Origin of the sequence: Priestia sp. YIM B13489, assembly GCF_042787645.1 — a bacterium.
GTDB classification, from domain to species: Bacteria; Bacillota; Bacilli; order Bacillales; family Bacillaceae_H; genus Priestia; species Priestia megaterium.
The window spans coordinates 1-12,011 of sequence record NZ_JBHZOQ010000040.1; the positions used below are offsets into that span (position 1 = coordinate 1).

The window sequence follows — 12,011 nt, forward strand, 5'->3', positions numbered from 1 at the left end:
AGCCTTTTCTACACCGAGTTTGGCTCTCATATGTAATTCTTTTGGAATTTCAATTTGTTCAAGTTCTTCTTTTAGTTTATTCTTCATAAATACCCACGCCTTTCACTTGTTTACGAAGTTTAGCTAAAGCACGATATAAAATAGATTTAGCCGTGCCTAAGGGAATGGTTAATGTCTCAGCTATTTCCTTAAAAGAATAGCCTTCATAAAATCGTAAAATAATAACACTTTTCTCATCTTCATTTAGTTCTTCCACTAATTGATGAAGGGATATTGTAAGGGGGATATCTTCAATGTCTGAACCAATGATCTCTTCGTATTCTGGATGTAATTGAACGACCTTGCTATTCTTTCTTAGATGATCGATTGCACACCTAATAGTAATTTTGATTAGCCATGTCTTAAAGTATTCTGGCTTTTTTAAAGTATCTATGTTTTTAAAAGAACGGTATGCTACTTCTTGAACCACGTCCAAGGCATCGTCTTTATTTTTGACATATACATAAGCCATTCGATAAATATCTTGTTCATATGTCTGAAAAAGCTTCAAAAAGGCTTTATCATTACCTTTTTGAGCTTTTTTAACGATCCTAATAATTGAAATTCATCCTCTCTTCTTTTTCCTTTTATAACTATTAGACAAAGTTACTTGGCATTTGGCTTAAAGTTTTGATAAAAAAATGGATTAACCACAAATTTCTTTAAAAAACGATCCCTTGTATAACAGTAAACTCGCTTCGTATATAATATTCAAAGCTTAGTTAATCCATTTTCTGATAAAATAGTAATTAATAGTATTTTTTGTGAAGGGAGCTAATTAATGTGACTGTGAATGTTATTTTTAACCCATTGTTTGCTTCAATGATTCTTGTTACAGGGGTATGGATGGGAAGTACAGCTAATGAGTTATTCGGATTAATAGCGATTTTAGGGGGGGTGTTATTAGGATTCTCTAACTTATTTAAGAATGGGATAACAATTAATAAAAAGGCAAAGGTTTTACTTTTTGCATCTTTTATTTTCTTATTGAGCTTATTCTCATTAACTTATTTAGTTGCATCAGCGCTTATCATTAATTTCTAAAAACCAATGAACAATAAAAAGCTTTGATTATTCAAAATCAAAGCTTTTTTGATGTCTAGAAACGTGATTATGGTAACTAGTTTTGCATACGATACACATAAAGGTTTGTAGTTTTAATCGCTTTTTTTTTATAAACACTTCCGCCCGTAAATCTGTTTAATTCTTTAGTTTAAAAAATCTTTTTTATATCGAATAGCAAGATATATACCTGCAGCAAGGAATGCGAGGGAATATTTAAATAAGAAGAAAATTTGCCACATATAATCTTTTGGGAAAATGAGGTCGCATAAAATGATTCCACACAACATAATAAGGGCACTTTTTAAATTTATTTGGTTCGTTCTTTCGTCAGATACACTCATACCCAATTTTTTTTGAAATACGTATACCAAAATTATTGCGACTATAAGCGATAAAAGTCCAATACCAATCAGCATATTCCAGTTACTATTCGATTGTTCTGTCCAGGCTTTCAAAGGATTGAAAATGGCCTTTTCTATTTTGTCAGTTACCATTTCAGTCACTTCCTCTCACATAATTAAAAATATCGTTAACATCTACATCGAAAAAATTAGCTATTCGAAAAGCTAAAACGAGAGAAGGAGAATAATTATTTTTCTCCATCACATATATGGTTTGTTTGGACACCCCTACAGCGTCAGCCAATTCTTTTTGAGACATTCTTTTTAAAACTCGGTGCTCATACACTTTATTTTCAACGTAGTCACCATTTTTTTCTTTCAATGTAATCACCTTCCTTTTTTTGACTACAAATAAATAATACAACAAACTTATATAAAGGTAAAGTAAACTTATACAAAAGATAAATATTATTATACAATTTATGATAATAAAAAGGGTTAGACTCTTAGCGAGGAGTCTATCCCTTTTTACATTTTTAATAAACAATATAAATTCTTTCTCACTGTCTATAGCATATTATGTTAACTAAATTTGTTTGCGATATACATAAAAAAGTAGATATTTTGTAAAAGATGTTTGACATAATGAAAATATTACCATATACTATGAATGTAAAATGTTTTTTACATTTTAGAGGTGGGTTGATAAGTATGGATAATCGAATCAAAGAACTAAGGAAATCTAAAAAGTTATCTCAAGAAGCGCTAGCTAATGCTTGCAGTGTATCGAGACAAACGATTAATGCGATTGAAAATAACAAGTACGATCCGAGCTTAGAGCTAGCATTTCAGTTAGCAGGAAATTTAAATGTTAGTGTAGACGAATTATTTTTATACAAAAACAGGGGGAATTTATAATGAGAAATGTAAAAAACAATTATGTATGGGCTGCTATTATTTTACTAAGCTGCGCTTTTGCATTATATACGATTTATATAACAGATTTTAAAGATGGAGTTAGATTAGGTGTAACGGGAGTTATAGCAATAGTTTTGGTTATCACTACTTTATGTCAACTTGCTACGTGGGGATTTGATCGACAAATTCAAAAAGATGAGATGGGTAAGAAAATTGCTACGATGAGTGCTAAAAGAAGCTATCATATCTTAACTATAGGTCTTTTCATTCTTTGGATTTTAGATCGTATTGTTTTTGTCAGAAAAAATGATTTTGGAAATATCTCTTTGTTTGCAGCTTTATGTCTGGCATTGGTTATCTTTCCAATTGTTCAATTCTTTTCTGCCAGACGTTATAGATAATGTTTAAAAAGCCTAGAAACACTATGTTTCTAGGCTTTTTAGTTCTTATAGACAGTTTTATGCTAACTAGAAATGTATGGAATATAAATAAAAAAAGCCTTTAAACCTTAAGAGATATATTTAAGGCTTAAAGCAAAGTAAATAGTAAATGAAATAACTAAGTAACAACTGATAATCCCTATTCTTACAGGCTTAGAATATCCTTTTAGCCATCCCCATCTTTTATCGTCGTAATCGAAAATAAAATAGTCTGCAACGACCGACAAAATAATAATGATCCCTACTATTAGCAAACTCATTTTTTATCCTCCATTTTTTTATTCATTAAATAATATACCAAAATTAACAATAAATAACAAAAAACATCTAGAATATCTGCTATATTAATTTCAATTAAACATATATAAATGAAATATATGAAAATATATGGAACTTTTATACAGATAAAGCGTATAAGCATATGGGAGGGGATTTGGATGTTTGGGCTATTTGGAAAAAAGAAAATTGTCATTGATTTTGAAGAAAGATACTACAACCTAACTGATTTAAAGAAAGCTGTAGTAAAACATTTTCAGAACAAAGGAACGACCTGTGAAGTTATTGATACTCACACCTTGCTAGTTGATCATCAGAAATATATGTTATCTGAAAAAACAATAAGCATGGGCGGTGTTCCTTTACAACGAGTCATTTTAAAAGAAGTTTAGATAGCTAGATGTTTCTACATAATGTATTTGTCATTAAATCTATTGGAGGTGTAAGTCTTACTTAGGTAAGACAACTAATTGGACATAATTAACTTGTTATTGGTAGCAGTACTAATTGGATTGACTGGTTTCTTTGTAGCCACAGAATTTGCGATTGTAAAAGTACGAAGCTCTAAGATTGATCAACTTGTAGCTGAAGGAAAAAAAGGTGCTGTTTCTGCTAAAAAGGTTATTACGCACTTAGACGAATATTTATCTGCTTGTCAACTAGGTATTACAGTAACAGCAATGGGATTAGGTGTGCTTGGTGAACCTACGGTAGAAAGGTTGCTAATTCCTGTTTTTATGAAGTTCGATTTAAACGAGTCCATTACCCACCTTTTATCATTTGGTATTGCCTTTATTGTGATGACGTATCTTCATGTTGTGGTAGGTGAATTAGCACCTAAGACATTTTCAATACAGAAAGCAGAAGCTGTCACATTGTTATTTTCAGCGCTCATCATCTGGTTTTATAAAATCATGTATCCGTTTATCTGGATTTTAAATGGTTCTGCACGAATACTGGTTGGAATGTTTGGGTTAAAACCTGCTTCAGAGCACGAATTGGCCCATTCAGAAGAGGAACTTCGTCTCCTGCTGGCTGAGAGCTATAAGAGTGGTGCTATTAATCAAAGTGAGCTAAAGTACGCAAACAATATTTTCGAATTTGATGAACGTCTGGCGAAAGAAATTATGATTCCACGAACTGAGATGATAACAATCTCTGAACATGACACGATTGGTGCATTTTTAGAAATGGCTGCATTGGAGCAGTATACTCGTTATCCAGTAACAACTGATGGAGATAAAGATCAAATCATAGGGATGGTAAATATAAAAGAAATCTTAAGCGATGTTGCATTTGATAACACATTACGAGACCAACTCATTAGCCATTACGTTAAACCAGTGATTCAAGTCATTGAATCGTACTCTATCAATAAGCTATTAAGAAAGATGCAAAAGGAACGTATCCACATAACAATCTTACTTGATGAATATGGAGGGACAGCTGGTTTAGTAACCGTTGAAGATATTTTAGAAGAAATTGTAGGAGAAATTCATGATGAATTTGATTCTGATGAAGTGCTCGACAGGCAAAAAATTGGTGAACGTCACTATGTTTTTAATGGAAAAGTATTAGTAAGAGACGTAAACACACTAATGGGAACGAACATTGAAACTGATGAGGTCGATACGATAGGTGGATGGATCTTATCTCAGAAAATAAACGTTAAGTTAAATGAAGTCCTTGTGTATAATGATTTTGAGTTTACTGTGAGAAAACTTGATGGGCGAAATATTCAAATCATCGAGATAGCAAATAAACAGCATTCATTGAGCTTAGCTAAATAGGAAATAAAAAGACCTTTATAATGCATAAGGGTCTTTTTATTTCCGGTAACACGTCTTATGTTAACTATAAAAGTATACTTTTACGGACAATCTTCATTCATAAAAGCAGATGAAAAGATTTTGCCTCATTTTGTTGATGAAGAATCTACTTAGATAGATTATCATTTTGGTCTAGAATATTTAGATGACCTACATGTTAACTAACTTCCTATATAATATTCTTCTACACTATTCAATTAAACACAATGTTGCATTAAACTTAAGCTACTATTTCACAATTAAATTAATGCAAAGCCCTTATTATACTGGTGATTACTGTGTGTTAAAAGAAGGTATGTATTAATGGAGTAACTTAATAATTACAAGCAAATTTTAAATGAATAACAAAAGGAGCTAGCAGTAATGCTACACCCTCGGTTATAAAAAATATTGGCCTTAAAATCTTCTATGTATTTTAATTATTCAACTGGAATTAGCTTAACTTGTCCTTCAGTTTGAATAACATCACCGTCTGCTGCAAAGAATACATAATCACCACTACCATTTGATGTTCCTAGAATCGTATTAACTACAGCAGTTCCGTCGTCACCGTCATAAACGATGAAGTTTGTTCCACGACCTACATTAGTAGCTTGATAACGACCTACTTTTACATCATTACCAATAACATATTGACCAGCAATTAATTGGACAGGCTCTTCTTTCTTGGCTTGAACACCAGATGTTAGTTTATCCAGTTCTTCTTGTTTGTCGCTAATCATCGAATCTAAACCCTCAATTTGGTCTTGCTTCTCAATTACTTTAGAGTGAAGATCATCAACTTCAGCTGTTAAACTATCTTTATTTTTCATAGCTTCTTTAACTTCTTTGACTTCTTTTTTCTTATCGCTAATTTGGTCTTCTAAATCGTTATATTCTTCTAAGGATTTATTGTATTTATCCACAATTCCATTGTATTTATATATTTTTCCATCGACCTCCATATGGTATACATCATCTTGAACAGCCTTACCAATGTGATAAGTAGCAGTTCCAACGATTACAGCACTAATTATAGGTCCTGCAAACAACCATACTCTTTTTGACTTTAAAATTCTCTTCATTTTGTTTCCTCCTGATGTAGTTCTATAGAAACGAACAAAAAAGCATATTTATTTAGCTCTCAAGTAAGTGCCCGACAGACAATTATACATTATATGTTAAGATTATTGTATAAAAAGCATGAGTCTAAATTCATATATATGAATTTAAAAGAAATCAGGTTAGCTAAGTGATTAGTCTAATTTTTGGGAAACTTTAACCTCATTAATCATTAGAGGAATCAACAAAAAAGCTAATGAGTTGGAGAAGAATACATTATGAGTATGGAGATTCGTAAAGCTATTTTAAAAAGAGCATTATTTATAAAGCTCGAAAAAGCGAGAAAGTCTTTAATTAAAGTGGGCCTAGAAGAGGGTTTGACTAGTCCAAAGACTTTAAGGGTTAGTCAGTTTGTAGATGATCTGTTAATCGAATTACATAAATTGAAGAAGTAGCTTACCGTCCTGCTAAGAAACCTATGTAACAGAACAATTGAACACATATTAACAATTAGGAAATAGCTAAAAAGGGGTAATTTACCTCTTTCCTGCATCCTAATTTAGATATATAACAGAAGAGGGTTTACTATTTAATTTTTAAAGGATGAAATGGATTGAAAGAAAAAGAACTACAAGCTGTGACTGAACACCTTAATGATCTCTTTTCACAATTGATCAAAGGCGTTATTACAAAAGATAAGTTTGATGAACTCTCTGATGAACTTTATAAAAAGCAGACAATACTGAGATATACGATTGAATTAGAAAAGGGACTGTCTCAGAGAAACATATATAAACAATAAAGAACCACCTCGTCGTTGGCAAACGAGGTGGTTCTTCGTAAGGGTTCATTCATATGTATCCAAACATGAACGATTATTGGAAGTAAATTGTATCATAATTATTCGACTATAAACCATGGTTTATGAGGACAGGTTTATCAATTAAAAAACCCCTAATCTAATGGGCAAATAAGAGTAGGGGTTTTTGTTGATTGTTTAACAGATTAATCCGTTAATAGATCATCATCTCAATTTTGAATATTATCAGAACATCCTGTGAAAGTGTACTAAAAAAAAGAGGTAATTTTACCTGAAAATACTATATTTTTAAAAATTAACATATGAATAAAAGGTGCGCTTTTTATTCATCGAATATGTTGGTCCTCCTAATAAAAAGCCTAACAAATCAACGATGTATAAAAAGCTGCATAACTCATAAATGAGACCTCTTTCGAACCCTTACTCCCATAAGGGTTCCTTTTTGTGATGTGTTCCGTAAAGAGGTATTATGTTAACTACCTTTGTATACCATATACAGCTTAAAAACAGAAAAACTCCCTATTTCCGTAGGGAGTTTTTCTATCGTGCACCATTATTTTTGATCATTTATCCATTGTGAGTAGTTTGCTCTGGCTATGATGTTTTAATTCATATAAAAAGCAAATAACCCACGAATACAATGTATTCATGAGTTATCTACTAGTTCAATTCATGAGCACGTGGGGCCCTTTTTTAGATTATATGCTTGTTTATAAAGTTCTATGACTCTTGTCCATAAAAAAACAAACTACCTCTAAGTCGGTTGAAAGGTGGCGAGGTAGTTTGTTAGGTGCAATGGAGTATTAGCTAAGGAAGAACGCTATCCATTTTGAGTAGTTTGCTCAAAGGTTGCAGCAGTTATGCAACCTTTACATAGCAGATTTGCAATATCCTCTTGCATAGATACCTAATGTGTTCCGAAAACGTGTTTTATGTTAACTAGAAACGTACGGAATATAAATAAAAAAGACTTTAAGCCTTAAGAGATATATTTAAGGCTTAAAGCAAAGTAAATAGTAAATGAAATGACTAAGTAGCAACTGATAATCCCTATTCTTACAGGTTTAGAATACCCTTTTAGCCAGCCCCATCTCTTATCGTCGTAATCGAAAATAAAATAGTCTGCAACGACCGACAAAATAATAATGATACCTACTATTAGCAAACTCATTTTTTATCCCTCATTTACGTGTTTATTAAATAATATACCAAAATTAACAATAAATAACAAAATATTACCTGAAATATCTGCTATATTAATTTCAAATACACATATACAAAAAGAACCCTTTGCCCATGTAGACAAAGGATTTTCAAATTTATTGGAATAGGGGGAATACGTTATTAGTTTGGCCAGATTTGTAGATTCATATACATATGCCTTTAAAAATGAATGTTGTAATTGTTTTTTTGGAGGAATAACCTTATCGATGTTTTTTAATTCGATAAGTAAATAGTAAAGCATTTTATTTATTATTAATGTTTTACTATTTACAGTTAGTGGCGACAAATTAGTTCTTTTTTTTCTACAATATACAACAAATATGGCCTAGTGACAGGTAGAAATATTTTGTGGGGAAGTCGAAGTTGTTTTATCGAATAGCAACTACGGTATCGAATTTTTGAAACTATTTAAACATGATGGCATTCACGAAATAAGGTTGGCAAATATTCCAATAGTAGAAGGTTTAAGAGGTTTATGAAATGTTGTTCGTTAACAAGATATTATATGACATATCCGAAAACCCAGTTTCACATTTCCCTATATTGTGACAAGGTGTTTTTTGTTTGAAAGGGATTTGAAACTTTTTAATAGAATAATTATGAAGATGGTCAGATAATAAATTTTTACACATAAGGAGATAAAACTATGGCAAAGAACAACTTACTAAGAATGGACAATGTCAGCATCGTTGTAGAATTCCTTGATGACGCAATTTTTTTCTTTGAGGAGATTGGCTTGAACCTCGAAGGGCGAGCCACTGTCGAAGGTGAATGGGCTGGTCGCGTAACCGGATTGGGTTCTCAGTGCGTAGAGATTGCTATGATGGTTACCCCAGATGGCCACAGCCGACTTGAACTCTCGCGATTTCTCACCCCACCTACTATATCAGATCACCGGACTGCTCCTGTAAACGCCCTCGGTTATCTACGCGTCATGTTTACCGTTGAAGACATTGACGAAATGGTATCGAGACTCACTAAGTATGGTGCTCAGCTCGTTGGCGAAGTGGTTCAGTACGAGGACTCGTATCGGCTCTGCTACATTCGTGGAATCGAAGGACTTCTAATCGGTTTGGCAGAACAACTTGGTAACAAATAAGTAAGTGACATTTTATAAAAAGCCTTTACTGAAATATACATTACTGAAGTAAAAATATTCGAAGAAAATTCCTATTCAATAAAAGGGCGCAATTCACCTGTAAAGGTTCTTTTGCTGGCTCACTTCCGGAAAGAGGTATTATGTTAACTAAATATGTATAGGTTATACAGTCTAAAAACAGAAGGAACTACTGTCCCTCAACAGTAGTTCCTTCTGTAATATAAATGTATTTTTTGAACGATCTAATTTATCTTAAGTAGTTTACTTAAAACCCTTTTAATTTATGAAAGCTAAAATATATAACGTAACGCCATCATAGAAATAAGCCCTACCAATACAGTTCCAAGCAAACTTCTTGTTAAGATAGCAATCGCAAGAGTTGGTAAGGAAGCTAATAATTCCAATTTGTTCGATATTAGTGAGAATTTATCATCCGATAGGAAGAGTTCTTGTGCTACCAAAGCTGCCATAACTGCAACCGGAACGTGTTTTAACCACTGTATTACCCCTTTTGGTAACTGCATACGACTAAGCACCATTAGAGGAAGAACTCTTGGTATAAATGTGACAATAGCTGTCCCTATAATAATTAATAAAATAGTCCATCTTACTTCCATTTTTCTATCATCACCCCTATCGTGGAACCTAAAATAGTAGCTACAATGATACCTACACTTCCAGAGAAGATAAAGCTAACACCTATAACAATAATAATGGCACTAACAGCTACCATGATATCTACAAAAAATCTCTTTTGACTGGTAATTTGAATAACTAGAAGGCCTATAAACATAGCTGGCAAAGCAAAATCTAATCCAAACCTTTCAGGATTAGGAATCCATTTCCCGAAAAATCCTCCAATTATATTCGCCACTAGCCAATTAAGATAGGCCGTAATATTTAAACCAAGCATCCATTTATAACTGGCAAACTTTTTATTTGATAGTTGGTTGATTGCTACACCAAATGTCTCATCTGTTAACAAAGAACCTGTCACCATGTTTTTCCACGGAGAAAGGTGACGAAAATAAGGTGCTAATGCAGCGCTTAGTAAAAAGTGACGAAGATTTACAAAGAAAATCGTAAAAATAATAGCAGAAATTGGATTGCTCATGGCAATCATACCAGCTGCGATAAATTGGCCTGAACCAGCATAAAGAAGTAAACACATAAGAGTGATTTCAGCTATACTTAAGCCTGCAGTCTTTTCAACCACACCGGCTGCAAATCCAATGCTTAAATACCCTAGCAATGTAGGTACACAATCTTTTACCCCTTTCCAAAAACTCTCTTCATCTTTAGCGAGAGCATTTTCTTTTAAATCAAGTATCTCTTGCGCCATTTTCCACACTCCTATTTTTATAAAGAAAATTTTTAATCATTTAAGTAGTTATTATTATAACCACTACTAAAATATGAAAGAAAATACGGTTCATTTATATTTGAACCGTTTTCCAGTTACAATATGGGTTAAATCAATATTATTTTGCCAAAGGTTATCTACTTTTTCTGAACCAAATGCTTTTGTAATTTCTCCGTACATAATATCGTGTCGAAGGTATTCTGTAGCAACTAAAACAAGTGCTGGGTCTTTTGTTTTAACTGCCCATGCAGCAGTATTTGGAGAAAAATTTGCTATTAAGACTTCTTCACTATCACGAGCTACAATTGTTAAATGGCCTCCCATTCGTTCTTTTGCGACTTCTAGTGCCATGTAGTTATGATGATATGTTAAACCTATCTCTGTTTTAGGTGCTCCAAAGAGAACAGAAAAAGCTTTTACTCCATCTTTTACTCGTTTATCTACAGCCTCTTTGATAATGGGAACTTGTGGTTCCCATACGGATATCCATAGCTCTTCTTTAGCTCTGTCTACCATATCAATCATTTCTTTTAGTACCAGTTCATCACTGTGTACACGCCAAATAATATCCACTTCTTGTTCACTGTCTAATGAAGTTAATTCTTTTTCTAAATAGTCAAAAGACTGCTCATAATCTTTACGTAAGCGATCAATTAAATCTTTAGCAGAGAGAGGTGTATATTTAACGGGGTCTGAAGGTATTGTAAAGATAGCTCCTTTATCTAATAGTTTACCTAATACCTGATAAATCATAGATCGAGGAACTCCTGTACGTTTACTTACTTCATATCCAGTAACTGGTGAATTCTTCAAAAGTCCTACATACACTTGGCATTCATATTTTGAAAATCCAAATCTTTGTAATTCATTAACAATATTATCCATTCACTCACTCTTTCATTAGTAGTTATAACAATACCTACTATAACAAATATTCTTTTCGTTATACAAGAATTTTTTTTAAAATCTTATAACATATGGTTTCCTATAAGGTACATTATGGTAACTACGTGTGTATAGAGTATACAGAGTTAATATTAATCTATTATTATTACCATAAGTATGTATTTTAAAAGGGAGAGATAAGTTTAATGCACCGTGTTCCATGTCCATGTTGTGAATATTTGACTTTAGAGAATGCCGATGATTACGAGATCTGTATCCTATGTAATTGGGAAGATGATGGACAAGATGACCCTCATGCTGATGAAATTTGGGGAGGCCCCAATGGAGAGTATTCTTTAACCCAAGCAAGAATAAACTTTAAAAAGCATAATTCTATGTATGACATCTCAGAATATAAAACCTCAGTGGAAAAAGAAAATATAAAAATGAAATTAATAAATGCATTTGAAAAATTAAACTTTAATTCATTAACCGATAAGGAAGAAGTGTGGAAAGAGATAAATCACTATGAGAATGCCCTACTAAATGAAAAAATATAGCAAGAAATCTAACGCTTTGTAGTTACTTCTACCGGTAATGGTAATTATGGTGCGACAAGAAGTCGCTTTCTTACAGTGTAGCTAACGCTACTCATCTAGACGCGAAGATGA

General features: G+C 32.6%; 18 protein-coding genes. 9 read left to right on the forward strand and 9 right to left on the reverse strand.

The window, feature by feature from the left end; translation table 11 throughout:
• Positions 1-76: 76 nt before the first annotated feature.
• Entirely contained in the window at positions 77-604 is a 528-nt protein-coding gene (locus tag ACFX4W_RS04575; RefSeq protein WP_377559265.1) for an RNA polymerase sigma factor, read from the reverse strand.
• Positions 605-822: 218 nt separating this feature from the next.
• Between ACFX4W_RS04575 and ACFX4W_RS04580 the strand changes: the two genes are divergently transcribed.
• Complete coding sequence (locus tag ACFX4W_RS04580; protein WP_377559254.1) at positions 823-1,083, forward strand: hypothetical protein; 261 nt, start codon at positions 823-825, stop codon at positions 1,081-1,083.
• 164 nt (positions 1,084-1,247) lie between these two features.
• Here the strand turns inward: ACFX4W_RS04580 and ACFX4W_RS04585 are convergent, their stop codons facing one another.
• Both ACFX4W_RS04585 and ACFX4W_RS04590 read right to left on the reverse strand, forming a co-directional pair.
• Positions 1,248-1,598 carry a DUF2178 domain-containing protein gene (locus tag ACFX4W_RS04585; protein ID WP_098113902.1) on the reverse strand — a complete coding sequence of 117 codons (351 nt, stop codon included), beginning with the start codon at positions 1,596-1,598 and terminating at the stop codon, positions 1,248-1,250.
• 1 nt (position 1,599) lies between these two features.
• Positions 1,600-1,827: a helix-turn-helix transcriptional regulator gene (locus ACFX4W_RS04590; protein WP_137739057.1), complete on the reverse strand. Its 228-nt coding sequence runs from the start codon at positions 1,825-1,827 to the stop codon at positions 1,600-1,602.
• 329 nt (positions 1,828-2,156) lie between these two features.
• Between ACFX4W_RS04590 and ACFX4W_RS04595 the strand changes: the two genes are divergently transcribed.
• A complete protein-coding gene (locus ACFX4W_RS04595; RefSeq protein WP_377559255.1) occupies positions 2,157-2,363 on the forward strand; it encodes a helix-turn-helix transcriptional regulator in 207 nt (68 codons plus the stop codon).
• Complete coding sequence (locus ACFX4W_RS04600; protein WP_168760822.1) at positions 2,363-2,764, forward strand: hypothetical protein; 402 nt, start codon at positions 2,363-2,365, stop codon at positions 2,762-2,764. The genes ACFX4W_RS04595 and ACFX4W_RS04600 overlap by 1 nt, the downstream gene beginning before the upstream one ends.
• Before the next feature lie 107 nt (positions 2,765-2,871).
• On the opposite strand, the gene ACFX4W_RS04605 is transcribed toward ACFX4W_RS04600, so the two are convergent.
• Complete coding sequence (locus ACFX4W_RS04605; protein ID WP_057240453.1) at positions 2,872-3,063, reverse strand: hypothetical protein; 192 nt, start codon at positions 3,061-3,063, stop codon at positions 2,872-2,874.
• A 177-nt stretch (positions 3,064-3,240) separates the two neighbouring features.
• On the opposite strand from ACFX4W_RS04605, the gene ACFX4W_RS04610 reads away from it, so the two are divergent.
• Positions 3,241-3,471 (forward strand): hypothetical protein, encoded by a 231-nt coding sequence (locus ACFX4W_RS04610; protein WP_098113898.1) that lies wholly within the window; start codon positions 3,241-3,243, stop codon positions 3,469-3,471.
• A gap of 78 nt (positions 3,472-3,549) precedes the next feature.
• Positions 3,550-4,869, forward strand: a complete 1,320-nt coding sequence (locus ACFX4W_RS04615) for a hemolysin family protein (RefSeq protein WP_377559256.1) — start codon at positions 3,550-3,552, stop codon at positions 4,867-4,869.
• 458 nt (positions 4,870-5,327) lie between these two features.
• Here ACFX4W_RS04615 and ACFX4W_RS04620 read toward each other — a convergent pair whose 3' ends face one another.
• Positions 5,328-5,972 (reverse strand): hypothetical protein, encoded by a 645-nt coding sequence (locus ACFX4W_RS04620; RefSeq protein ID WP_377559257.1) that lies wholly within the window; start codon positions 5,970-5,972, stop codon positions 5,328-5,330.
• Between the two features lie 261 nt (positions 5,973-6,233).
• On the opposite strand from ACFX4W_RS04620, the gene ACFX4W_RS04625 reads away from it, so the two are divergent.
• Positions 6,234-6,404, forward strand: a complete 171-nt coding sequence (locus ACFX4W_RS04625) for a Spo0E family sporulation regulatory protein-aspartic acid phosphatase (RefSeq protein ID WP_377559266.1) — start codon at positions 6,234-6,236, stop codon at positions 6,402-6,404.
• A 158-nt stretch (positions 6,405-6,562) separates the two neighbouring features.
• The gene (locus ACFX4W_RS04630) at positions 6,563-6,751 is read left to right on the forward strand and encodes a hypothetical protein (protein WP_377559259.1); all 189 of its coding nucleotides are present in this window, start codon (positions 6,563-6,565) and stop codon (positions 6,749-6,751) included.
• A gap of 997 nt (positions 6,752-7,748) precedes the next feature.
• On the opposite strand, the gene ACFX4W_RS04635 is transcribed toward ACFX4W_RS04630, so the two are convergent.
• Positions 7,749-7,940 (reverse strand): hypothetical protein, encoded by a 192-nt coding sequence (locus ACFX4W_RS04635; protein WP_057240453.1) that lies wholly within the window; start codon positions 7,938-7,940, stop codon positions 7,749-7,751.
• A gap of 699 nt (positions 7,941-8,639) precedes the next feature.
• Between ACFX4W_RS04635 and ACFX4W_RS04640 the strand changes: the two genes are divergently transcribed.
• Positions 8,640-9,092 carry a VOC family protein gene (locus ACFX4W_RS04640; protein ID WP_377559260.1) on the forward strand — a complete coding sequence of 151 codons (453 nt, stop codon included), beginning with the start codon at positions 8,640-8,642 and terminating at the stop codon, positions 9,090-9,092.
• 290 nt (positions 9,093-9,382) lie between these two features.
• Here ACFX4W_RS04640 and ACFX4W_RS04645 read toward each other — a convergent pair whose 3' ends face one another.
• The 3 genes from ACFX4W_RS04645 to ACFX4W_RS04655 form a co-directional block, all read right to left on the reverse strand.
• Complete coding sequence (locus ACFX4W_RS04645; protein WP_377559262.1) at positions 9,383-9,709, reverse strand: AzlD domain-containing protein; 327 nt, start codon at positions 9,707-9,709, stop codon at positions 9,383-9,385.
• Positions 9,700-10,434 (reverse strand): AzlC family ABC transporter permease, encoded by a 735-nt coding sequence (locus ACFX4W_RS04650; RefSeq protein ID WP_377559263.1) that lies wholly within the window; start codon positions 10,432-10,434, stop codon positions 9,700-9,702. Before ACFX4W_RS04650 ends, ACFX4W_RS04645 begins: the two co-directional genes overlap by 10 nt.
• A 90-nt stretch (positions 10,435-10,524) precedes the next feature.
• The gene (locus tag ACFX4W_RS04655) at positions 10,525-11,340 is read right to left on the reverse strand and encodes a TrmB family transcriptional regulator (protein WP_377559264.1); all 816 of its coding nucleotides are present in this window, start codon (positions 11,338-11,340) and stop codon (positions 10,525-10,527) included.
• Positions 11,341-11,546: 206 nt separating this feature from the next.
• Here ACFX4W_RS04655 and ACFX4W_RS04660 point away from each other — a divergent pair, with 206 nt between their 5' ends.
• The gene (locus tag ACFX4W_RS04660) at positions 11,547-11,900 is read left to right on the forward strand and encodes a CPCC family cysteine-rich protein (protein ID WP_098476552.1); all 354 of its coding nucleotides are present in this window, start codon (positions 11,547-11,549) and stop codon (positions 11,898-11,900) included.
• Positions 11,901-12,011 lie beyond the last annotated feature (111 nt).